Source organism: Rhodohalobacter sulfatireducens, assembly GCF_022012475.1.
Classification (GTDB): Bacteria; Bacteroidota; Rhodothermia; order Balneolales; family Balneolaceae; genus Rhodohalobacter; species Rhodohalobacter sulfatireducens.
Map to the genome: position 1 here is coordinate 31978 of NZ_JAKLWS010000030.1, position 22434 is coordinate 54411.

Consider the following 22434-nt stretch of genomic DNA (forward strand, 5'->3'; position numbering starts at 1 on the left):
ATGTAGCAAAAACTACATATCAGTTAGTTATTTGATTGTATCGACTCGTTTTGTTTCAGAGAGTAGACATACCATGTCTCATTGTGTCTCAAACCCACTCCCTCGGCTCCTTCAAAACCTCAAGCAATTTCGCTTCCCGGCTTCCCTTTTCCGGCTTGAAATCATAGTCCCATCGAACTTCAGGCGGAAGGCTCATCAATATAGATTCAATTCGGCCGTTTGTTTTTAAACCGAAAAGCGTTCCCCGATCATGAATGAGGTTAAATTCAACATATCGCCCGCGACGAATCTCCTGCCAGTATCGTTCTTCTTCGCCATAAGTTTCATCCTTTCGTCTCTCAACGATCGGCATGTATGAATCCAGGAAAACTTTGCCGGTATCCTCAGCAAAGGCGTGCCAATCATCTAAGCTCCGTTTGTCGTCTGCACGAAGATAATCGAAAAATAGTCCGCCGATTCCCCTCGCTTCATTTCGGTGTGAGTTGTAGAAATATTCATCGCACTGTTTTTTGAAATCGGGGTAAAGGTCTTCGCCATGTTTTTCGCAGACATCTTTAAATACTTGATGGAAGTGGCGGGCATCCTCCTCATAAAGATAGTAGGGGGTCAAATCAGCCCCTCCTCCAAACCAGCCGTCAACCGGATGCATCATCTCCTCGTCATCATACAGTTCGAAATAGCGAAAGTTGGCGTGAACCGTCGGAATCATCGGGCTTTTGGGATGAACAACAAGTGAAATTCCACCCGCCCAAAACCAGCCGTCTTCTACATTAAAATGTTTTTTAATGGGTTCAGGAAGCTCGCCGTGAACCGTTGAGATATTGACACCGCCTTTTTCAAAAACATCGCCTTTTGAAATGACACGGGTTTTACCACCGCCTCCTCCTTCACGATCCCAATCATCTTCCCGAAACGAAGATTTTCCATCAATCTCTTCGAGTGAAGAGCAGATTTCGTTCTGAAGATTTTGAATGTATGTTGCGAATTCTTTTTTCATGGATGACATTTTTGAATTGATTTAAACCTCCTCTCTCGAGAGGGGAAAGTGAAACAAAAAAGCGAAGCTTTATTTGTTGAACAAGGGGTGTGTTTAATGTTGTTCAAGATATAGCTGACTCCAAAGTGAACACACCCCTGATGCTTCCACTGGACGTTCCAGCATCTGTCCCCTCTCAAGAGGGGAGGCTCACGTTTCACTTTTTCCCTTCATAATTCTTCACCGTATCAATAAACGCCCTTGCGTGATCTACCGGAACGTTTGGCAGAATACCATGGCCCAGGTTTGCGATATATCGCTGAGTGCCAAATCGGTCGATCATTCGCTTGGTTTTCATCTCAATATCTTGAATTGGACCGAGCAAATGAGTCGGATCGAAATTTCCCTGAAGCGTGATATTATTTCTGGTTTTCTCCCGTCCAAATTCCGGTGAGATGGTCCAGTCGAGTCCAAGAGCGGAAGCACCGCTTTTGAAACTCATTCGTTCCAATCCATACCATGCACCTTTTGCAAACAGAATCACAGGCACTTCTTTGATGGCCTTTGTGATCTCTATCAAGTAGGGCAGCGACCATTCGTTAAAATCATCGGGACTGAGAATTCCGGCCCAGGAATCAAACAATTGAATAACTTGCGCTCCGGCATCTACTTGTGCTTTCAGGTAGTCAATCGTGGCTTTTGTGAGCTCTTTCATCACATGCCTTGATGCATCGGGATGTTGAGTTAAAAAAGCTTTTGCTTTATCGAAGTTGCGGGATCCTTCACCCTGAACCATATAACAAAAAAGCGTCCAGGGCGCGCCACCGAATCCAATTAGCGGGACCCGTCCGTTTAGTTCATTCCGTGTGAGGGTGATCGCATCCATTACGTGCTGCAGCTTTTCCGGCACATCTTCCGCAAGGATTGCAAATGCATCATCCACGTTTCGAATGGGATTACCCATCACAGGGCCTTTACCGGGAACCAGGTCCACATCAATTCCCAGTGCCTGGGGAATGGTTAATATATCTGAGAAGATAATAGCGGCATCCGGTTCTAACTCATCAATAGGCTGGAGGGTGATCTCACAAGCAAGCTCGGGCGTCTCAACCCGCTCAAAGAAGCTATACTTTTTTCTCAATTTCATGTATTGAGGGAGATAGCGTCCGGCCTGTCTCATCATCCACACAGGTGGACGCTCAACCTCCTCACCCTTTAAAGCCCGAAGTAATAGATCATTTTTTAATGAAGGAAATGATTGATTCATTCAGGTGTTTCTCGACTCCTTAGGTAAGAACTTCCTTTTTCTCTTCACGATTCAGAACCTCAGATACGTGCTGTAAAAGATGTTCAGTACTTGGTTCCGGTGAAACATGAACGTGTCGTCCGGCTTCAATGCTGAGTTCTTCGGCGGTTGTTTCGCCAATTGCAAACAGTTCGGGTAGGTTTTTGTTTCTGAATCCGCCGCTGTCTCGAAATGCGTGAACAGCGCTTGGACTGTAGAAAAGTATTCCGTCTGTCTTGTGCGTTGGCAGTCTCATACTTTTAAGGATTGTATTGTACACAACCATGTCTCGTACATGGATATCAGCATCGCTTAAAAACTGTCGGAATTCGTCTCGTCGTTTATCTCCGCAGAAATGGAGTACTGTTGGTTTATCAGAATCGTCTTTCTTAGCAAAATCATTTTTAATTTTTTTAGCCAATCCGATGGCATCCTGTTGCTCGGGTGATGCTGCATCAAAACCTAAACGCTCTTTAACGGCTGCTGCTGTTTTTTTACCGACAGCATAAAATGTTGCTTTTTCAGGAATCTCTTTTCCTGAACTTTGATAGAATTCCAGTGCCTTCACTGCGTTATAGCTTGTGACGGCAATAATTGGTTCTTTATTGGATTTGAAAAGCATTTCAATTGCAAACCAGTCTTCCCGAAATTCAATTTCAATAGCGGGTTCGATTACGACGTTTAATCCCAGATCTTCAGCCTGCTCTATCTGATTGTCGTCAAGTTCTCGTGTTACAAAAATATCAAGTAGTTGATTCATTTGTAGTGTTATTCGTCAAAAATTATGTTCGTTTTACTGTTTATTATGATGAGGTACGAACTATTCCTTTACTTCTTGTACCAATTCATCAGCGCCCTGTTCCAAAAGCTTGCGGGCGGCTTGTCTTCCCAGACCTTCGGCCTGAGTGGAGAGGGTTTTAAGTTCTATATCATACTGTAATGTCCCATCCGTTTTTAATGCAACAGCATGCAGGACAAGATCATTTCCATCCAGCCATGCAAATGCTCCAACCGGTGCACTGCACCCGGCTTCCATTTCGTTTAGCAACTCTCGTTCAATATTTGTACAGAGAGCTGTTTCAGAATGATTGAGTTGCTCTACTACAGATTCAATCTCGTGATCACCTTCACGAATCATGACGGCCATGGCTCCCTGTGCAGGTGCCGGAACCATCCAATCGAGGTATTCCGAAATATGGTGATCCAGGTCAATTCGTTTTAACCCTGCCGCTGCAAAAATGGCTCCATGCCACTTATTATCCTCAACTTTATTGAGACGTGTATTCACGTTTCCGCGAATATTTGTGATGCTGTGGTTTGGATACCTGTGCAGCCACTGGGCTTTCCTGCGGTTACTGCTGGTTGCAATCACAGCTTCAATGGTTTCATCATCCAAAAAATCAGTCCCTGAAGGAGCAACTAACGAATCTCGCGGATCTTCACGTTCAAGGATAGCTGCCACTTTCAACGGCAGCGGATTATCTGTTGGCAGATCTTTATAAGAATGGACAGCCAGGTCAATCTCATCATTCAGTAGTGAGTCGTCCAGAGCTTTTGTGAAAACACCCTTTCCACCCATCTCCGGCAACGGTGTCGTTAAATCGAGATCTCCCTGGGATTTCACAAAGATAATCTCAGTAGAATGTCCGGCTTCTTCTAATTTTTTTGATACGGTTTTTGCTTGCCAAGTTGCAAGTTGGCTGTCCCTCGTACCTATTCGGATAGGTTTATTCATGCCCGTTTTTTGCTTCAAGTTTGAACATCTCTTTCACCATTTCGGAAACTTCGTCCGATTGATGATGATTTCGCAGATGTTCGATGCTGTAAGCGGCCAGTTTATTAACAATTCGGCGGGTCAGATTTTCAACTTTATCAAAGTCGTCCGTTACAATTTTATTTTTAAAGAAATCGAGTTCGTCTTCACGGATATTATCAAACTTTTGAGTCAAGGCTTTAATCGTTGGGACGACTCTTTGCTCATCAAGCCAGAGTTTATAGTTAGACAACTCATCTTCAATAATATTTTTTACAAGTGGAATTTCTTCTTCTCGTTTCTTGTATGCTTCGTCAGTTACGTCGCTTAACATATCCATATTGGCAACATCTACAAAATCGAGAGAGGAAACTTCCGGGTCAATATTTCTAGGAACGGACAGATCCAGCATCACCTTAAATTTCCGTTGACCGATGGACGGTTTCATATGCTCCATTTTAATCACCGGATCACTTGCCCCTGTAGCTACAATCACAAGATCAGAATCGGCGATCTGTTCTGCGAGATTTTCCATGTCGGCCACTTCGAGGTTGAATTTCTCGGCTATAAATTCAGCACGATCCCGCGTTCGGTTTATGAGAGTCAATTTGCCTGCACCGAGGTTTACGAGATTTTTGCACGTTACCTTCCCAATTTTGCCTGTTCCAACGAGCAGAATATTTTTGTCAGTCAGGTTATCAAATGTACGCGTTGCAAATTTAACGGCAGCATAAGCAACTGTTGCTGCGCCTTGTCCCAAAGATGTTTCGTTCCGGGAGCGTTTATGAGCCCGAAATATATGCTGGATGAGCCGGTGAAGTTCGCCGGAAATCATATCCTGAGAAGCTGAATATTCATACCCCTCTTTTACCTGTTTTACAATCTGCAAATCACCCAAAATCTGTGAGTCGAGACCGGTTGCTACTTTAAAAAGGTGTTGAATTGCGCGTTCTCCTTCAAGTTCGAACCCATATTTATGGAATTCATCAAGATTACCATAACTATAGGTGGTAAGCAGGCGAATCAATTCATTAGCAGTGGCATTTTGTGCAAAAACCTCTGTACGATTACAGGTAGATACGATAAACATGCTTTCAATACCCTCGCGACGTGCACCATGCAACATCAATTCTTTTTTCTCATCAGCGAGGCTAAATTTCTCCCGTATCTCAACAGGAGCATCCCAATGATTGATTCCAATAGCAATAAAATCCTGTACGGTTGGATGAACCATATTTATGCGTTCACTACTTTTTTTGACTCTTTACTATCTGATTGGAGTTCTTTAAGATCTATTTCATGCCGCAGGCAATGGACAGCTTCCTCAGCCAACGCCTTGATAAAATCGGGGTGATCGTTGAGTCCCTCCATTACCTTCATATTCTCAAATTCAAATCCCTCTTCCTCTAAATCTTCAACGAGCTCAACACCCAATTCATATAAAGTTTCAATATGATCGGTAACAAATGCAATAGGGATCATCAAAAAGTTTTTAATTCCATATTCCAGGTGACGCCGTACCAGATCTTCAGTATTCGGTTGGGTCCATTTCTGTGGGCCTACACGCGACTGAAAACTAAGCCAGTATGAATTTTTCTCTTCACGGCGTTCCATCACAGCTTCCATAGATTCTTTGATCTCAACGGTGTAAGGATCCCCGCTTCGAACTTCCAGAAGAGGTGTACCGTGAGCACTGAATATAAAATGTGTTTTGTGGCGTGTATCCTCATCCATCTCAGCGAGAGCTTCATCAATCCGATCATTTATCGCTTTCAGGTAACTCTCGTTTCGGTGATAGTTCTTTACATGAAATTCTTTCCAGGGAGTTTCTCCATCGGGAAATTTCTCTTTTGCAACGGTTTCCCAGTCACGGAAACTGCTTCCGGATGTAGTCCATGAAAATTGTGGATACAAAGGAAGTAAAACAGTATGCGTGATCTCATCTTCCACCATCTCATCCATAATAGTATCGGCAAATGGCAGCCAGTATCTCATGCAAGTGTAAACTTTTATGTCGTGCTCAGGAAGATTCTTTTTGAAGTATTTTTCGAGACTTCTTCTCTGAGATTCCGTCAATCCATTAATGGGAGAACAGCAGTCTGATACCACTTTATTTTGACGGTTAAAGCAATATTTACTCCCGGTACACCCTTTCGGGCATCCATTAATTTCTTTGTAATCTTCTGCTACGTTTGGGGCTCGAAATTTAGAGATTATGTTCGCAAAAATGTTTTGTGTAGTTCCACCCCCCAACTTGATAATATCTTCGTCACTAAACAGGTTTTTCAGGAAGATACGCACATTATCTTCATGCGTGGGTCCTCCAAGATTCATTAAGACGACACCAATTTTCATATACTGCTATAAATTAAATAAACGCGGTTCCTTTGCAATTAACAAAACAACCATTTTTTTATGAAGGAAAAGTGAAGAGATGCTTATGTAGACTTGTTCTAATTAAGTATCAAAATCTTTGCAATAAGTGTGTAATTTTGACGGAAATGATACTATTTCATTCAAACTTTATCCAGTTTAAACCAGAATTTAGACCCCTTACCGGGTTCACTCTCAACATGTATTTCTGTTCCGTGAGCGTTTAGAATACTTTTTACTACGGCCAGGCCAAGTCCTGTTCCGCCCTTATCTCTCGAGCGTGCTTTGTCCGTTCTGTAGAATCGATCAAACAACCTTTCGAGGTGTTCTTTTGATATACCAATTCCGGTATCTTCAATTTCAATAATTACAGAATCTGTTTTCTCTTTAGTATTGAGCCGAATATGACCGTTGTTGGTAAATTTTATAGCGTTCGAAATTAGATTCTCCAGTACCTGTTCAATCTTATTGGGATCACCCAGTACGCGAATGGGTTCCGTTTCACAAATCAATGATAGTCCTTTGTCTTCTGCATCGGGTTCGAGTAGTTCTTGAAGAGTGTGGATTAAAAGCTGCAGGTCAAAGGGTTTTTTCTCTATAAAATGATCGTCAGAATCATACCGCTGCAACGTTACAAGATCTTTAAACAGTCGATTGATCCGGTGTGTTTGACGAGAAGCCGTTTTGATATATTTTATCTTTTGATCTTCATCCAGATCATGCATCTCAAGCATTTCCAATGCACCGGAAATGGTATGTAATGGATTTCGAATTTCGTGCGTGATATCTGCAAAAAACTGGCTTTGCTTCTGGTACATACGCTTCATTTCAAGATTATCAGCACGGAGCCGATCTGCCATCTGGTTAAGCGAATCAGCAAGTTGCCCGAACTCGTCCTTACGATCGAGATTAATGGTTCTATTGGTATTCCCATGGGCAATATCTCGAGCAGTTGCTTCCAGTTCAAGAATAGGACGGGATATGTATCGGGAGAACAGAATGCTTACTATAATTACAAGTCCAATGGAGATAAACATCCCGGTATAGATAATCCATCGAATCGTTCTTATGGGGGCGTACACCTGGTCCTTAAAAATGCTGACTCGAAGGTATCTCGCCGGATTTTCAGTGCTTTCAATATTGGTGAAAGTGATGAGCTGTTCAGAGTCGGAAGAGTTTTTAAGCAATACCTCATTTTGCTGTTCAATCTCCTGAATTAACGAATCGCTCAGCATCTCCACGGCCTGAATCTGACGATTATATGGCACTTCAGCAAACAGAGCCCCCTCATCATCATAGATAGCCATTCGATAACCGGATGTCCGAGCAGCTTCATTGAGATTGGTTTCAAAGTTTCCATCAACCCGAAGATTCTGAATCGTAATGGCCAACCACTCTGAATCATGAATAAGCTGCTCTTCGCCCTGTTCGAGAAGGTAGTTCCTGATAAAAAGAATAGAGTAACTGCTGATAGCCGTAATGCCGAAAATTAGTAAGAGGATAAAGGTCCAGGCCAGTTTCGAGCGAATACTCATTATTATCCTTTGTTGTCAGTTGATAGTTGTTTGTTAGCTCTCAAATGATTGGTTCTAATTTCACGCAAAACGTCTGACCGCTTCCTCCAACTGGTTCGAGTTTGCTCCGCAAGGGATCTCTTCGAGGTAACTTGGACCCTCGTCGCACCCTGATATTTCGGGGCGCTAGTCAGATGGCTAAAATCATGCTTTAAACACTTTGCAGATCCCGGTTCAATCCATAACCGATTCCTCGATAGGTTTTTATCATATCAGAGGCATCACCCAGTTTTAGCCGAAGGTTTTTAATGTGCACATCCACTGTTCGGTCGAAAACAAATTTATCATCACCGCCGATATGTTCCAGGATCTCTTGTCGGCTGTATACACGTTTTGGATTCTGGAAAAATAGTTCAATCAGGGCATATTCTGTGGAAGTGAGTTCAATTCGTTCGTCATTGTGGTAAAGATCTTTTCCATTGGTATCCAGCAGCAGGTCACCGTGGTGAATCCACTTACTGTTTTGAGGAAGTTGTCTGCGCAGTAGAGATTCGATGTGGGCTTTGACCAACTTAAGGCTCGCAGGTTTTGAAATATAATCATCTGCGCCGAGCTCAAGGCCCTCAATTTCGTCTTTCTCTTTGTCTTTAGCGGTGAGAAAAATGACGGGAATGTCACTCAAAACCGGGTGTTTCCGAATCACGCTGCAGATCTCCTTTCCGTTAACGTATGGAACCATAATATCGAGCACGGCCAGGTGAATGTCACTTGCGTGTTTTTCGATCAGATCGAGCGCCTCCCGGCCGTCGTTTGCCAAGAGCACATTATAGTCTCCCATTTCAAGATAATTGGCCAACATTTCTGCCGGTTCTTCTTCATCTTCAACCAGCAATATGGTATGTTTGGGAATCATATAATCAATATTCTGTTATGGATATCTGCAATTTTTATGAATATAAAATAATCATTTGTTTGGAAGATTCTTTATCAACCTTAAAAATCGAATCTGCTGTTCTTAAATACTATATTGGTAAAAGATTTGATACAACAATAAAATAATACTCGATGGATTTACCCAAAAAAGTAGTATGGATTACAGGTGCTTCATCCGGTATCGGGGAAGCGTTAGCTTATGAGTTCAACAAAAAGGGAGCATATGTAATCCTCTCAGCTCGCCGGACAGAAGAGTTGGATAGAGTTAAAGAAAATTGTGAGAATGCCGAAGAAACCGTTCGAATTCTGCCACTCGACCTTACCGAGCAATCGACATTCCCGGAAAAAGTGGAAGAAGCCAAAGCATTTTTTGGAACGGTTGATATGTTAATCAACAATGGGGGAGTGAGTCAGAGGGCGTACGCTGTGAACTCTACGATGGAATCGATTCGAAGATTGATGGAGGTAAACTTTTTTGGATCTGTTGCACTCACAAAAGCACTTTTGCCCACATTAATAGACCAGAAGAGTGGCCATATCGTGGTTATCAGCAGTGTGATGGGAAAGCTCGGCACCAAATATCGGTCGGCCTACGCCGCCTCGAAACATGCATTGCACGGCTGGTTCGACTGCCTGCGGCAAGAGGTCTATGATGATAATATTGACGTGACGCTGGTTTGCCCGGGGTATATAAAGACAAATATCACATACAATGCACTCACGGCAGAAGGGAAGAAGTACAAGCAGATGGGAGATGCCCACAAAAAAGCGATGACCCCCCAAGAGTTTGCTCAAAAACTATTACCAAAACTGGCTAAGAGGAAAGAGGAAGTTTATATCGGCGGGACTGAGATTTTATCTATTTATGTGAAGCGTTTGTCGCTAACGCTGTTGAATAAAATTTTGAGACGGGTTAAAGTAACGTGACTTATATCTGACTTTACTTCATAATGGATGAATAATCTCAGAAATGTGCGAAGAGCCAGTGTCTGAACCATTTGGATTTAGAGAGCCATCTGTAATCGATTAAAATTCAATTGTCATGAAATTTTCTCAGGTTATAATTCTACTACTTATCGTACTTTTTACTGGATGTATTGCCAATAACGACGATTCAAGACCTGAATTCATCGAAGATCTCTATCAAAGAGAGCAACTGCCGGACAGTGTTGGCCTTGAGGCACGAATTGAAATAAGGAAAGCTCAAAACGACAGTATCCATTTTGAGTTTTTTATAGCCAATGAAAAAGAGACGGATCAGGTGATTATCCATTCTGGAAGTTTTGCGAGTATTGCAATTTATAAAGACTCCAAACTTATCTTTCCCAATTTCGATCCGAGTAAGATAGTGTACTCTGATGATTATAATGAGTCTGTAATTCCAGCCCAGGATCGAATTCAGGTCAGCACAATAAAGTTGCGTGTGTCTGAATTCACAGGCGCAAAGGCTTTGGGGTTTGCACCTTTAAAAATTAAACCGAAGCACCTCAAAGGTACGGGGCCACACAACAGCACAGTAAGTCTTAAGGAATACTGGCTTTTAACACCCCCATAGCGTTAGAGTGAGTAGTGGTAAGCTGTACTTAAAAAAGAGGTGGAGTTCTAAGACAGCCGTTTTCTTTTGTTCAGATATGCTAAAAGTGCCAGATCAAAAGGACTTTGGGTATCGATCTCTTCAAAGTCTACACCGGCCTCGCTGCAGGCAATTTTAAATTTTTGAGTATACTCGGCTACTTTTTTCTTGTAATCTTCTTTTACCTGGGCTGGAATTACCTCCAATTCAGACCCTGTTTCCATATCTTCAAACAGGAATTTTCCATCCGGGAAATCGAGTTCACGTTCGCTTTTCTTTTCCAACACATTCAGAAGCAGGACTTCGTGCTTTTGATGTTTCAGATGCCGGAGGGATGAGATCAGGTCCTCATGTCCCTGGACATTTTCAAAAAGATCGCTCACGATGATGACAAGACTTCTTCGTTTAAGTGTCTCCGCCAGTTTGTGCAGAGCTTTTGCCGAGGCGGATGCTCTTTGTTGTTTAGATTTTTTCTGCTCACCATTCAAAAGCTTTTCTAATTCGCTGAACAGCAATCGAACATGGCTGTATGACGAACGAGCCGGAAAATTCTGGATGATATCCTCATCAAACGTAACAAGTCCGGTGGCATCGCGCTGACGGTGCATCATATGAATGAGGGCAGCCACGTAATGGATGGAATATCGAAGTTTGCTCCACTCCGCAAAGTGTTTGAAGTACATGGAGCTGCTCACATCCAACACAATATGAGCACGCAGGTTGGTTTCAGCCTCGTAACGCTTTACGTAAAAACGCTCGGTTTTTCCATACACCTTCCAGTCGATATGCTTGAAATCATCACCCTGGTTGTAGGGACGGTGTTCCGCAAATTCCACGCTGAATCCGTGGTAGGGACTTCGGTGCAAACCCGCAATAAAACCCTCCACAATGGTTCGGGCTTTGAGGTCGAGCGGGGCGAGTTGTGTTAACAGATCCGGATCTAAAAGCATGTTTGAAGCTAACGGTTTCCTGAAGATTCACCAAGTGTGAACAGAAACGTGTGAATTGTTTAAAAGATTGCAGAGGCTTTTTTTTGGAAGGAAATCAATGTTGGAGAAAAGGAGAGTTAGTGTGATGATTAGTACTTGAATATTTAACCCCTCCGGGGTTTTGGGACACTCACCATATCAACCCCCGCATTTCATGCGGGGCTATTCATGTTTGATCCTGTCGGGTCAGTTTCAATTACGCATTTTAAAAAGCTTGAACCATTTTTTGTTTTGTTCCTCTTAAGATTTAAAGATTTATCAGCTGGGCATATTCAAAAAGGATAAAGCAGGTCATGAAATTTATATCTCAATAGGTGCATTTCCTCGTAGTTTGTTGCGTTGAGATTTATTCGATAGCCTTTTCTCAATCCGCAATGCGGATGAATACGAATAGCCCCACATGCAATGTGGGGATGGAAGATGATAAGAATTAAGAACCCCGAAGTGGGTTCAATCAAAACGTCGATTCAAGAATAATCTGTAAGGGAGATGCAATTCCTGGTTCATATAGGTAGAAGGATTAATAAAAATCAGGATTATGAGTACCCACACGCAGATTATGTATCATATAGTTTTTGGAACTAAACTCAGGACACCATCCTTAGTCAAGAAAAACAGAACAGTTTTATTCAAATATTTCTGGGGAGTTTTGAAGAATAAAAAATGTCATCTGTACCGAATCAATGGAGTGGAAGACCATGTGCATATTCTTACTCATATCCACCCTTCAGTTGCGCTATCCGATCTGATTAAGGATTTAAAGCTGGCAAGTAGCGCCTTTATCAAAGAAAAAAAGTTATTTCCTGCATTTAGAGGTTGGCAAAAAGGCTACGCTGCGTTTTCCCATCATTACAATGATAAAGATCGGTTGGTTAACTATATCAAGGATCAGGAAAATCATCATAAATATGTAACTTGGTCTGAAGAATTGGAAGCTCTTTTAAAGGAGCATAAAATTGAATTTGATGAGAGGTATTTGCTCTGATGAGAATGTTAAACCCTTTCAGGGTTTGGAGATAATTGCCATCGGGAACCCCGCATTTCATACGGGGTTATTCATATTTGATCCTGTCGGATCGGATATAGAATAAGCCATAGATGTGAATTGTATTTGATAATGGACTGCCTCGGAATTCATATAAATTTGCACGAATAAAACGTATATTTGAGCCAGAAAAAGTCTGAAAAGGAATGTCAGCACATCTTAAAGAATTTTTACATGAGTAGAGTTTATACATCTGTTGATCAAATTGATTTTAATATTTCCGACTTACCAACCATGCCGGTTCCTTCAAAAGTTCTGATGGTCAAACCGACCTATTTTGATGTTGAATATGTCATCAACCCGCATATGAAGGGGCAGATTGGGGATGTGGATAAAATGCAGGCTCAAAATGAGTGGAATCACCTGGCCGAAGGATTTAAAGAGCTCGGCCTGAACGTTGAAATACTGGAAGGAAAAGAGGGACTGCCCGACATGGTGTTTTGTGCAAATCAAAGTCTGCCGTTTATAGGCCGGGAGGGCACTAAAAAAGCAGTGATGGGAATTATGAAAACGACCCAGAGGAAACCTGAGGTTGAAGCTATTGAGAATTGGTTTCGAACTCAGGGTTATGAAATCCTGCACCTGGATGAGAATAAAATACAAACGTTTGAAGGGATGGGGGATGCCATCTGGCACTTTAAACGTCAACTGTTATGGGGTGGGCATGGTTTTCGTTCATCTCTGAATGCATACGAACAAATCTCCGATAAGCTTGAAGTTCCTGTCATTGCACTCCCGCTTACGGATGAAACCTTTTACCACCTGGATACATGTATGTGTATACTGAATGAATCTTCCGCGTTGATCTACCCGTCGGCTTTTTCGGATGAAGGACTTGAAATGATCCGGGCAATGTTTGAAAATGTAATAACCGCTACAAAATACGAGGCAGAGAAATTACTGGCAGTCAATGCAGTTTGTCCGGATGGAAAAAATGTATTCATTCAGCAGGGTTCTACCGATGTTAACAAGAAACTTAGAGATGCCGGTTTTTCCGTTCATGAATTCAGTACGTATGAATTTTTAAAGAGCGGTGGCAGCGTATTTTGTATGAAATTGCTTTACTGGTAATGGAATAACACAGAGGCACTAATCAATCGATTCAACTATGAGTTTTTTTAAATCTTTTGCGGGAACTGTTTTTGCTGCATCCACTCTTTTTTTTGCCGATGCATCTGCTCAAATATTAAATGTTGAGAGAGTAAGGAGTGGAGCTGACTCAACAGGTTGGGGTGGAGAGATAGGGCTCGACCTTACAATCGAGAAATACGACGACCGTGTAACAACCGCCGAAAATGAATCTGCACTGTTCTATACATCAAAAAATCACAACTATATTCTTCTTAGCAGCTTAGAGTTTGTGGATGTTGAAGGATCCTCGATAATTAACAGCGGGTACGTTCATGCCCGCTCCACATTCCGGAGTAAGAAAAAGTTTTCACCGGAGCTGTTTTTGCAGTACCAATACAACAATAATCTTAGATTGGCTAAGCGCCAACTTGTCGGTACAGGAATACGGTACCGGTTTTTATCAAAAGGCCGTCTTTCAGGGACCTTTTCAACCGGTTTTATGGCAGAAAATGAGGAGTGGAACCCAAAAGAAGGAACAAATATAGAAAATACGTTTATTAAATCGACAAGTAATGTTGCTCTTCGCGGATCCATCAACGAAGCCACCTCTCTTTTGCTGATTGGTTACTACCAGGCTCGACCGGATCTCTTTTTTGAGCCTCGTTCTACACTTGAAAGCCAGCTCGGAGTAAAGCTGAGCAGACATATAACCCTGGCGATCAGTTTCGTTATGACGAATGATGCCAGACCGATTATCGATATTCCAAAAGTAACATATGAACTGGAAAACAGCCTCATTTTTACATTTTAGAGCTTTAAAAAGGTTCTTGTTCTCTCTGTTTGACTGAAATTTTTCTATTTTATTTTATTCTTTTAAACTAACCATGAACGATGACTCGTAAAGTACAACTACTGATTGCAGTCCTGTTTCTGGGAGCAGTCATCTATGTTTACTCTATTCCGCTTGGATCTCTCCCGCCGGTCGGCAACTTCTTTCACCCTATTAAAGGCTTCTGGGGAAATGCAGAAACCCGGGAGCTCAACGGATCTATTACACTGAATTTGGATGGTTTACAGGAACCTGTTGAAATCTATTTCGATGAGCGAAGGGTCCCGCACATTTTCGCAAAAAATGATCATGACCTCTACTTTGCACAAGGCTACATTGTTGCGAGAGACCGCCTGTTTCAAATGGAGTTGCAGGCATATGATGCGGGTGGACGTTTAGCCGAGATCATTGGCCCTGCTATGCTAAATAGAGATCGCAATACCCGGCGATGGGGAATGCCCTATGGAGCTGAGAAAGCCATTGAAGTGATCAAAAAAGATGAACAGATGTGGGCAACGTTGAATGCGTATTCTGATGGTGTAAACGCCTATATCGAAGGACTCAGTCCGGCAAAATATCCTTTGGAATATAAAATTCTGAACCTTGCCCCGGAGGAGTGGAAGCCCCTGAAAACAGCTCTCTTGCTCAAAAATATGACTCGCACGCTGGCAGCCGGAAACAGCGATAATCAAACCAGCAATACGCAAAAATATTTTGGCAAACAGTTCATAGATAAATGGTTTACAACCAAACCTGAACTGAATGATCCGATCATTCCGCCAACCAGGGAGTGGAATTTCCAGGCAGACATCCCGCTCGCACCCGACTCACTTTTTGTGCCGACCCTTGCAAATGCTTTGTCTCCGTTTGAACAAGCCGAAGGTGTTGGAAGCAACAATTGGGCGGTAAGTGGCGAGAAAACACAATCCGGGAATCCTATTCTTGCAAATGACCCGCACCTTGAGTTAACTCTGCCCTCCATCTGGTATGAGGTTCAACTTCATGCTCCAGGTATAAATACTTATGGAGCTACCCTCCAGGGAGCACCGGGAGTAATTATAGGATTCAATGAAAATGTGGCATGGGGAGTGACGAATGTAAGTGCAGATGTAATGGATTGGTACGAAATTCAGTTTAGAGATGAATCAAAACAGGAATACCGGCATGATGGCCGGTGGAAAGAAACCAACTTCAGGATTGAAGAGATAAAAGTTCGGGGCCGGGAAACCGTCATTGATACCGTTGTTTATACACATCACGGCCCGGTAACAGAAGTCAGGTCCTCTTTTACGGAAGGCAGCGAGCCTGTATATCACGCCCAGCGCTGGATTGCACACGACGGTTCTAACGACTTGAAAGCATTTTACGGGTTGAACAGGGCGGAAAATTACGATGATTATGTAGAAGCTTTAAAACATTTTGACGCCCCGGCACAAAATTTTGTGTTCGCAAGCAATGAAGGAGACATAGCTCTTTGGGTGAATGGAAAATTTCCTAAAAAGTGGGAGTTCCAGGGACGTACAGTGAGCGACGGTACCGATCCCGATTACGACTGGCAGGGCTGGATTCCAAGAGATCATGTGCCCCATATTAAAAATCCGGAGCGCGGTTTTGTGAGTTCAGCCAATCAAGAGTCTGCTGCGCCCGATTACCCATATTATCTTGATGATGATTTTGCTCCATTCGAAAGGGGGCGCCGAATCAATGATTTGCTGGACCGGATGGAGAATATTACCGTGGAAGATATACAGCAGATGCAATTAGACACCTACAGCTACTACGGTGAAGTATTGCTTCCTTCACTCCTGGAATGGGTTGAGACTGACAGTCTAAACAGCCGGGAGATGGAGATCTACAACCTGTTGACAGAATGGAATTATCATATGGATGCCGAAATGATCGCTCCATCGGTGTTTAGAAGTTGGAGAGGTCAATTCTATCAATCCATTTTTTTGGATGAATATGAATCTACACCTGCAACTCTCCGGTATCCGGCTCGAGATCGTTTTGCAGAGGTCATAAAAAATGAACCGGACTGGCCGTTTATTGATGATGTGGAAACTGATATGGTAGAAACCCGGTCGTACCAGGCTACAAATTCATTCAAAACAGCAATTTCTGAACTTACGGATGAGTATGGAGATTTCGGTGATAACTGGAAATGGGGTTTTGTGATTGATAACGACATTAATCATATGGCGTTTATTCCCGGGATGGGTGAGCAGGATCTTTTCAGCAGCGGTTCGTCGGAAGCGATTAATGCTACGCGCGGTACACACGGTCCGTCATGGAGAATGGTTGTTGAGGTAGGACCGGAAGTTCGCGGGTATGGAGTTTATCCCGGCGGACAATCAGGAAATCCCGGTTCAGCGTCTTATACGGATTTTCTTGAACCCTGGAGGACCGGTGAATTGTTTGAACTGCAGTTTTTGAGTGAAAAACCACAACTCTCAGACAAATTCCCCTTGAAGGTCACCCTGGAATAGTTGTACCTAAGATTAGTTCTGATCGATCGAACGAATTTTTAAGAATATGAATCAAGAGTTTTTAAAGCCCCAGCGAGCAACCAATGAATCTGGAGAGGAACGAAGAGTAGGGGTTGAATTTGAGTTTACCGGGGTTGAGATGGAGGATATAGCTTCCTTGCTGTCTATGCTCTATGGAGGTAAAATTGAGCAGCTCTCCACATTTGAGTTCAAAATAGTGAAAACAAGGTTCGGAGATTTCGGGTTGGAACTGGATGCCCAGCTGATTCGTGATAAGAAGTATGAGAAATTCCTGAGGAGTATTGGTATTGATCTCTCCGAGTATGAGGGACAGTATGTTGTAGAAGATTCTCTCAAAGACCTGGCTTCCTCCGTTGTTCCTTACGAGATTATCACACCGCCAATTCCTCTGTCGAAAATGGGTGAGCTCACATCGCTGGTTGACGGGTTGAGAACGTTGAAAGCAAAGGGTACGGGGAGTTCTTTTGTCTATGCGTTTGGCCTCCACCTGAACCCTGAGATACCCGACGAATCTACAGCAACATTGCTGAACTATTTGCGGGCGTATGTACTGCTGGATCCCTGGATCCGAAAGGATATTAGTGTAGATGTGAGCCGGCGCTTAACACCATTCATAAACCGGTTTGAAGACGATTACATGGAGCATATACTGAATCCGGATTACCAGCCGAATCAAACCGAATTTATTAAAGACTATTTTGAGTTTGGAAATTCAAGAAATCGCCCGTTGGATATGCAGCCGTTGTTTATGTATTTGAATGAGGAGTTAACCTCAAAGCTGGTGGAGGATACATTGACTTCGAGCCGACCTGCATTTCACTACCGGTTGCCAAATTGTTCTCTCGAGGATGAAGCCTGGACGCTTGCGGGGGAGTGGAACCGGTGGGTGTTGGTGGAAACCTTGGCTGAGGATGATGAATCGCTCTTGCAATATTGCAATGCCTATTTAAAAATGCGGAGGGAGACGGTAATTCGATTCGAGGCCAAATGGATTGAATTGATGGATAGATGGGTGAAAAATGTTTGATAAAAGGAAACCTGTCATAGGTGTTTGTGGCCCGGATGAGGGTGGAGGTTTCGCATGGATCTGTACGGCCGTTTCAGTTTGGCTGGCAGGAGGGAAGCCGAGACGAATTCGTCCTTCGGCACCAATTTCAGTTAACGAACTGGATGGTTTGATTCTCGGGGGCGGGGCAGATATTGAACCGAAAAAATATGGACAGGAGAGAAATGTAAAAGCATACCTTCATAAAAATAAGAGGACAATTTTTGAATGGGTTCTGTCTATCATCTTTTTCCCGGTCTATTGGGTTTTCCGATATTTTCAACACACAAAAAAGTACCCGGTTGACCTTGAAAGGGATAAACTTGAGTTCCATCTCCTGAAAAAAGCCCTTGAACAACATAAACCTGTTTTGGGTGTGTGCAGAGGAATGCAGTTAATTAATGTACATTTTGGAGGAACTCTCCACCAGGATATCAGTGCGTTTTATGCTGAGGAGCCCCAGGTTGCAACAATTTTTCCGAAAAAGAGAATTTCCATTGAAAAAGGATCGAAGATGGAGAGTCTGCTTCAGACAGATATTTGTAATGTTAATGGGTTGCACTATCAGGCCATAGATAAGCCGGGAACCGGTATCAAAAAATCAGCCAGTGAACTCCATACAGATATTTGGCAGGCGTTAGAGCATACCGATTTTCCATTTGTGATTGGTGTTCAGTGGCACCCGGAATACCTGTTACAGATCGCCCGTCAGAGAAATATTTTCAAGGAGTTGGTGAAAGAAGCTCGCAGTTAACGTACGCCGGACAGCTTGTCCGGCATTGAGATGATGGTGCGATTATACATAGTCAAAGATGTCATTGGCGTAGTAGACTCACTCGTGCTCGAAGTGGGGTAGGGCACAAGCGAGGAGGCTTGCGCCATTTGAGGGTATACAAATGTACGCCGGACAGCTTGTCCGGCACCACCAAACCGGAAATCTGCTTCTGGTTGATTGATTGAGTGTGTATTTGATGGGTGGCAGGTCACAAGCGAGGATGCTTGCGCTATATGCCAGAATTAATATCAGTTAGTAACGGGCAAGCTGCCCGTTGCACATTAATCAAAACTTAGATCTTATCGCCCATAAATCAGGGAAAATGGGATTATTGAGCGTTTTATGCAGATATTTGGCACCCTCTGAACCACCCGTTCCACTCTTCGTGCCGATGGTCCGCTCCACCATTTTTACATGTCGATAACGCCACTCCATGAGCCCTTCGTCATAATCCACAAAAAGTTCGCAGAGCAGTGCAGCTTCCGGATCATCTTTCATGATCTCAACCAGTTTGTCCTGGTTATGTTGTGACGGTTCATGAACCAATCCCTGATCGTTAACCCGTTCCGGTATCTCTATATTGTAGCCTCTTTTTTGAAGGTATCTGCAAAAACTTTCCCAAAGAGTGCTTTCCTCTTCCCGATCCAGAAGATTCTGCTGAAGTTCAGGTTGGGATTCATGAACGTCGATGATATGCTGTGAACGCATGCCGCAGATAATTTCCATCTCCCGGAACTGCACCGATTGAAATCCGCTGGCATTTTGCAGGAATCCCCGAAAACTGTTGAATTCAAGCGGTGTCATCGTTTCCAGGATATCAATTTGCGATACCATCGTTTTCAGTATGGTGAGAACCCGCCGCATTGTTTTGGCAGACGACCATGTTTCACCGGCTTCTAACTCTTCCCTAAGCTTGTCGAACTCGTGTAGAATCTGCTTAAACCACAACTCATACACCTGGTGGATGATGATAAACAACATTTCATCGTGTTCCTCCGGGTCCGATTCCGGGTGCTGCAGATCCAGTAACTCCTTTACTTTCAGGTACGATGTATAGGTTAAGCTTTTGGATTGATCCATGGTGATTAAGTTTAGATTATGATACTAACAGTCAAATTCCAGTTTCATGAGACTATTAACTTAAAATCGCTGTGGACGCTGAGGAACGCAGAGGAAGTAAAAACCAATATGTTTGGCGAAAAACCGCGATCCCCGCGCCCCCTGCGGTTAACTCCAGATCGTTGTGGAAACTGAAGAACTCAGAGGGCTTATGCCGCAAATCTGTGAGGAATGAGAATATTTGTAATAACAATTCTTGTTCACAACTCTTCTTTTAACCACTGCTCAAACTGATCGGAACTCTTTGTATTCAAAACGCGATCAGGGCTATATTTTCCTTTTCTTGCGATCATCACACCATAGCGAATATCGTCAATGCCGTCGGTTGTGTGAGCATCGGGATTGATGGATGTCATTAAACCAACTTCTTGGGCTTTATTCCCATATCTCCAGTCAAGATCTAAGCGTCTTGGGTTGGCATTAATTTCAATCGCTGTGTTTTCCCGGGCGGCAAGTTCAATCAATTTGTTCAGGTCAAGATTTCCCTCCTCACGCCGCAGTAAAAGTCGTCCGGTTGGGTGACCTAAAATTCGAGTAAATGGATTCTTTATGGCGTTTTCGAATCGTTTCATCATCTTGTCGAGAGGCAATTCAAGGCTACTGTGAACGCTTGCAATCACAAAATCGAAACCCTCTAAAATTTCAACCGGGTAGTCGAGCGAGCCATCGGCCAGAATATCCGATTCAATCCCTTTAAAGATTTTGAAATTATTACCGGCGCTTAAAAACTCTTCATTGAGTTGATCGATTTCATCCCACTGCTGCTTAACTTCATCAACCGAAAGTCCGCCGGCATAAGCTGCAGTCTTGGAGTGATCAGAAATACCCAGGTATTCGTAGCCACGTTCCATACTGGCCTCGGCCATCTGTTTGATGGAATACTTGCCGTCACTCCATGTACTGTGGGCATGAACAACTCCTCTGATGTCCGATTCCTGAACCAGCTCCATCTCTTCATTATCCTCATAATATTTAAACTCATTTCGATCTTCGCGATGTTCGGGGATAATAAAATTGAGTCCCAGCTTCTGGTAGATTTCTGATTCAGAATTGCTTTCTACGGGTTGGTCAAAATCGGTATCTTTATCATCGGTGAGTTTAAACAAGCCATATTCATTGAGGGCCATGCCCCGATCACGCGCACGCTGCCGGAGTACAATGTTATGTTCCTTGCTGCCCGTGAAATACATGAGTGCAGCGGGATATTCATCTGGTTTTACGATACGGAGGTCGACCTGTCGGCCCGTTTCTGATCGGACAGAGCTTTTTGTGTCGCCACGCCCCAGTATTTCAACCACCAATTCGTGATTCACGAATGCATCAAAAATATCTTCGGTATTCTTCGGTTCAGCGGCTACCAGGATGTCAATGTCACCGATGGTTTCACGGGATCGGCGCAGTGAGCCTGCAATTTCAGCTTCAATTACACCGTCTAAATTTCTGACGAATTTAAAAATTGGCTCTGCTATTTCAAGAGCTTCATTCAGCAGGCATCGCTCACCATACTGTTCCAGGTATTCTATGGATTTAATGATCTTCTCGGCTGATTTTTTTCCCAGTCCCGGAAGGTCCGCTACGGCCCCGCTCTGGCAGGCTTCCCTGAGCTCTGAAATGGTGGTTATCCCCAGCTCTTTGTGAATTTTAACGATATTTTTGGGTCCCAAACCTGAGATGTTGGTCCACTCAATGAGTCCTTTTGGAACCCGTTTTTTCAGGTCCTCCAAAACCGGCATGGTTCCGGTTTCATGAAAAGTTTTAATATCCTCCGCGATAGATTTTCCAATCCCTTTAATATCGGTAAGAGAATCTTCTTTGATGTATGTCAGGATTTCGTCATTTAATCCTTCAATAGTCTGTGCAGCTCGGTCAAAGGCGATGGCCCGAAACCGGTTCTCACCGGCAAGCTGCATCAGGTTATATACTTCGCGGAGTTTCTTAGCTACTTCCTGGTTAGTCATGTTTGATTGCTCCAACTTAATCTCCCCTAGAGGGGAGTCCCCGATTTATCGGGGGAGGGGTGTCTGCACCCTGATTAATAATTCAATGTGTAAGTAGACAAACTACAAAAAACCGATTCATGCGTCATACAAAAAATTATCGTAGAGAATATCGAATATTGAAGAAGGAATTATGAATTTTGATGTATGCCTTTCATTCTTGACTATTCAATTTCTAAAATTTCCTTGTTATAAAACTTTCTTTTTAGATTGAAAATCCCCTATCTTTGAAAGCTCTAAAACAAACGGTTTTTATTGTTTTTTGTGTCTGATGCTGTAGATCAGAATCGCTCCCCTGCTAAGGGAGTGCACCACCATAAAAAGTTCAAATCCAGCCCGGGCACAACAAAGATTAACTTATTGATTTTCCCCTCGCCCTGGTGGCGGAATTGGTAGACGCGCTGTCTTGAGGGGGCAGTTCGCTTCGGCGAGTGCTGGTTCGACTCCAGTCCAGGGCACTTAAAGCTCGCAATTTAATTATTGCGGGCTTTTTCTTTTTTTAGGGTATGATTTATGTCTATGCCATCGAGAGTAAGGAGAGAAATTATATCTACGTAGGTATGACGAATGATCTTCGTCGGCGTATTTCTGAACACCAAAATGGATATGAAAGAACGACAAAACCCTATCGACCTTTTAAACTTATCTAT

The 22434-nt window shown here is 43.1% G+C and carries 21 protein-coding genes and 1 tRNA gene; 10 read left to right on the forward strand and 12 right to left on the reverse strand.

Features of this window, described 5'->3' with window-relative positions; translation table 11 throughout:
* Nucleotides 1–88: 88 nt before the first annotated feature.
* The 8 genes from hemF to L6773_RS17165 form a co-directional block, all read right to left on the reverse strand.
* The gene (gene hemF, locus L6773_RS17130; protein ID WP_237855692.1) at nucleotides 89–997 is read right to left on the reverse strand and encodes an oxygen-dependent coproporphyrinogen oxidase; all 909 of its coding nucleotides are present in this window, start codon (nucleotides 995–997) and stop codon (nucleotides 89–91) included.
* A 196-nt stretch (nucleotides 998–1193) separates the two neighbouring features.
* Entirely contained in the window at nucleotides 1194–2243 is a 1050-nt protein-coding gene (gene hemE / locus L6773_RS17135) for a uroporphyrinogen decarboxylase (RefSeq protein ID WP_237855693.1), read from the reverse strand.
* Between the two features lie 19 nt (nucleotides 2244–2262).
* Nucleotides 2263–3021: a uroporphyrinogen-III synthase gene (locus tag L6773_RS17140; protein ID WP_237855694.1), complete on the reverse strand. Its 759-nt coding sequence runs from the start codon at nucleotides 3019–3021 to the stop codon at nucleotides 2263–2265.
* Nucleotides 3022–3081: 60 nt separating this feature from the next.
* Nucleotides 3082–3996 carry a hydroxymethylbilane synthase gene (gene hemC / locus L6773_RS17145; RefSeq protein WP_237855695.1) on the reverse strand — a complete coding sequence of 305 codons (915 nt, stop codon included), beginning with the start codon at nucleotides 3994–3996 and terminating at the stop codon, nucleotides 3082–3084.
* Nucleotides 3989–5248: a glutamyl-tRNA reductase gene (gene hemA, locus L6773_RS17150; protein ID WP_237855696.1), complete on the reverse strand. Its 1260-nt coding sequence runs from the start codon at nucleotides 5246–5248 to the stop codon at nucleotides 3989–3991. The genes hemC and hemA overlap by 8 nt, the downstream gene beginning before the upstream one ends.
* Nucleotides 5249–5250: 2 nt before the next feature.
* Nucleotides 5251–6369, reverse strand: coding sequence for a ferrochelatase (gene hemH / locus L6773_RS17155; protein ID WP_237855698.1), 1119 nt, complete (start codon nucleotides 6367–6369; stop codon nucleotides 5251–5253).
* Between the two features lie 161 nt (nucleotides 6370–6530).
* Nucleotides 6531–7922 (reverse strand): sensor histidine kinase, encoded by a 1392-nt coding sequence (locus tag L6773_RS17160; RefSeq protein ID WP_237855699.1) that lies wholly within the window; start codon nucleotides 7920–7922, stop codon nucleotides 6531–6533.
* Nucleotides 7923–8112: 190 nt separating this feature from the next.
* Nucleotides 8113–8814, reverse strand: a complete 702-nt coding sequence (locus tag L6773_RS17165) for a response regulator transcription factor (protein WP_237855700.1) — start codon at nucleotides 8812–8814, stop codon at nucleotides 8113–8115.
* 152 nt (nucleotides 8815–8966) lie between these two features.
* Here L6773_RS17165 and L6773_RS17170 point away from each other — a divergent pair, with 152 nt between their 5' ends.
* A complete protein-coding gene (locus L6773_RS17170) occupies nucleotides 8967–9761 on the forward strand; it encodes an SDR family oxidoreductase (RefSeq protein WP_237855702.1) in 795 nt (264 codons plus the stop codon).
* A 115-nt stretch (nucleotides 9762–9876) separates the two neighbouring features.
* Complete coding sequence (locus L6773_RS17175) at nucleotides 9877–10389, forward strand: hypothetical protein (protein WP_237855703.1); 513 nt, start codon at nucleotides 9877–9879, stop codon at nucleotides 10387–10389.
* A gap of 47 nt (nucleotides 10390–10436) precedes the next feature.
* Here the strand turns inward: L6773_RS17175 and L6773_RS17180 are convergent, their stop codons facing one another.
* Nucleotides 10437–11357: a DUF58 domain-containing protein gene (locus L6773_RS17180; protein WP_237855704.1), complete on the reverse strand. Its 921-nt coding sequence runs from the start codon at nucleotides 11355–11357 to the stop codon at nucleotides 10437–10439.
* A gap of 577 nt (nucleotides 11358–11934) precedes the next feature.
* Here L6773_RS17180 and tnpA point away from each other — a divergent pair.
* From tnpA to L6773_RS17210, 6 genes are all read left to right on the forward strand, one after another.
* Complete coding sequence (gene tnpA / locus L6773_RS17185) at nucleotides 11935–12381, forward strand: IS200/IS605 family transposase (RefSeq protein ID WP_255727781.1); 447 nt, start codon at nucleotides 11935–11937, stop codon at nucleotides 12379–12381.
* Nucleotides 12382–12615: 234 nt separating this feature from the next.
* Nucleotides 12616–13512 (forward strand): dimethylarginine dimethylaminohydrolase family protein, encoded by an 897-nt coding sequence (locus tag L6773_RS17190; protein WP_237855706.1) that lies wholly within the window; start codon nucleotides 12616–12618, stop codon nucleotides 13510–13512.
* 37 nt (nucleotides 13513–13549) lie between these two features.
* A complete protein-coding gene (locus L6773_RS17195) occupies nucleotides 13550–14323 on the forward strand; it encodes a DUF481 domain-containing protein (RefSeq protein WP_237855707.1) in 774 nt (257 codons plus the stop codon).
* A gap of 80 nt (nucleotides 14324–14403) precedes the next feature.
* Nucleotides 14404–16827 (forward strand): penicillin acylase family protein, encoded by a 2424-nt coding sequence (locus L6773_RS17200; protein WP_237855708.1) that lies wholly within the window; start codon nucleotides 14404–14406, stop codon nucleotides 16825–16827.
* Nucleotides 16828–16873: 46 nt separating this feature from the next.
* On the forward strand, nucleotides 16874–17875 hold the full coding sequence (locus tag L6773_RS17205) for an amidoligase family protein (RefSeq protein WP_237855709.1): 1002 nt from the start codon (nucleotides 16874–16876) through the stop codon (nucleotides 17873–17875).
* Nucleotides 17868–18647 (forward strand): gamma-glutamyl-gamma-aminobutyrate hydrolase family protein, encoded by a 780-nt coding sequence (locus tag L6773_RS17210; protein WP_237855710.1) that lies wholly within the window; start codon nucleotides 17868–17870, stop codon nucleotides 18645–18647. Before L6773_RS17205 ends, L6773_RS17210 begins: the two co-directional genes overlap by 8 nt.
* Here the strand turns inward: L6773_RS17210 and L6773_RS17215 are convergent.
* The 3 genes from L6773_RS17215 to polX form a co-directional block, all read right to left on the reverse strand.
* Nucleotides 18644–18880, reverse strand: coding sequence for a hypothetical protein (locus L6773_RS17215; protein ID WP_237855711.1), 237 nt, complete (start codon nucleotides 18878–18880; stop codon nucleotides 18644–18646). The genes L6773_RS17210 and L6773_RS17215 overlap by 4 nt on opposite strands.
* A 73-nt stretch (nucleotides 18881–18953) precedes the next feature.
* Nucleotides 18954–19748 (reverse strand): tryptophan 2,3-dioxygenase, encoded by a 795-nt coding sequence (locus L6773_RS17220; RefSeq protein WP_237855712.1) that lies wholly within the window; start codon nucleotides 19746–19748, stop codon nucleotides 18954–18956.
* Between the two features lie 239 nt (nucleotides 19749–19987).
* Entirely contained in the window at nucleotides 19988–21745 is a 1758-nt protein-coding gene (gene polX, locus L6773_RS17225; protein ID WP_237855713.1) for a DNA polymerase/3'-5' exonuclease PolX, read from the reverse strand.
* A gap of 413 nt (nucleotides 21746–22158) precedes the next feature.
* Between polX and L6773_RS17230 the strand changes: the two genes are divergently transcribed.
* Both L6773_RS17230 and L6773_RS21800 read left to right on the forward strand, forming a co-directional pair.
* Nucleotides 22159–22242: transfer RNA gene (locus L6773_RS17230), tRNA-Leu, on the forward strand.
* Nucleotides 22243–22290: 48 nt separating this feature from the next.
* Nucleotides 22291–22434, forward strand: a 144-nt coding sequence (locus tag L6773_RS21800) for a GIY-YIG nuclease family protein (RefSeq protein WP_369431592.1), incomplete at its 3' end; no start/stop codon positions are given.

Bases quoted from the DNA above. Each gene is read 5' to 3' on its own strand.
- L6773_RS17160 (WP_237855699.1), bottom strand. From the start codon at position 7,922: ATGAGTATTCGCTCGAAACTGGCCTGGACCTTTATCCTCTTACTAATT.
- L6773_RS17165 (WP_237855700.1), bottom strand. From the start codon at position 8,814: ATGATTCCCAAACATACCATATTGCTGGTTGAAGATGAAGAAGAACCG.
- tnpA (WP_255727781.1), top strand. From the start codon at position 11,935: ATGAGTACCCACACGCAGATTATGTATCATATAGTTTTTGGAACTAAA.
- L6773_RS17200 (WP_237855708.1), top strand. From the start codon at position 14,404: ATGACTCGTAAAGTACAACTACTGATTGCAGTCCTGTTTCTGGGAGCA.
- hemE (WP_237855693.1), bottom strand. From the start codon at position 2,243: ATGAATCAATCATTTCCTTCATTAAAAAATGATCTATTACTTCGGGCT.
- L6773_RS17210 (WP_237855710.1), top strand. From the start codon at position 17,868: ATGTTTGATAAAAGGAAACCTGTCATAGGTGTTTGTGGCCCGGATGAG.
- hemH (WP_237855698.1), bottom strand. From the start codon at position 6,369: ATGAAAATTGGTGTCGTCTTAATGAATCTTGGAGGACCCACGCATGAA.
- L6773_RS17190 (WP_237855706.1), top strand. From the start codon at position 12,616: ATGAGTAGAGTTTATACATCTGTTGATCAAATTGATTTTAATATTTCC.
- hemF (WP_237855692.1), bottom strand. From the start codon at position 997: ATGAAAAAAGAATTCGCAACATACATTCAAAATCTTCAGAACGAAATC.
- polX (WP_237855713.1), bottom strand. From the start codon at position 21,745: ATGACTAACCAGGAAGTAGCTAAGAAACTCCGCGAAGTATATAACCTG.
- L6773_RS17195 (WP_237855707.1), top strand. From the start codon at position 13,550: ATGAGTTTTTTTAAATCTTTTGCGGGAACTGTTTTTGCTGCATCCACT.
- hemA (WP_237855696.1), bottom strand. From the start codon at position 5,248: ATGGTTCATCCAACCGTACAGGATTTTATTGCTATTGGAATCAATCAT.
- L6773_RS17175 (WP_237855703.1), top strand. From the start codon at position 9,877: ATGAAATTTTCTCAGGTTATAATTCTACTACTTATCGTACTTTTTACT.
- L6773_RS17205 (WP_237855709.1), top strand. From the start codon at position 16,874: ATGAATCAAGAGTTTTTAAAGCCCCAGCGAGCAACCAATGAATCTGGA.
- hemC (WP_237855695.1), bottom strand. From the start codon at position 3,996: ATGAATAAACCTATCCGAATAGGTACGAGGGACAGCCAACTTGCAACT.
- L6773_RS17220 (WP_237855712.1), bottom strand. From the start codon at position 19,748: ATGGATCAATCCAAAAGCTTAACCTATACATCGTACCTGAAAGTAAAG.
- L6773_RS17140 (WP_237855694.1), bottom strand. From the start codon at position 3,021: ATGAATCAACTACTTGATATTTTTGTAACACGAGAACTTGACGACAAT.
- L6773_RS17180 (WP_237855704.1), bottom strand. From the start codon at position 11,357: ATGCTTTTAGATCCGGATCTGTTAACACAACTCGCCCCGCTCGACCTC.
- L6773_RS17170 (WP_237855702.1), top strand. From the start codon at position 8,967: ATGGATTTACCCAAAAAAGTAGTATGGATTACAGGTGCTTCATCCGGT.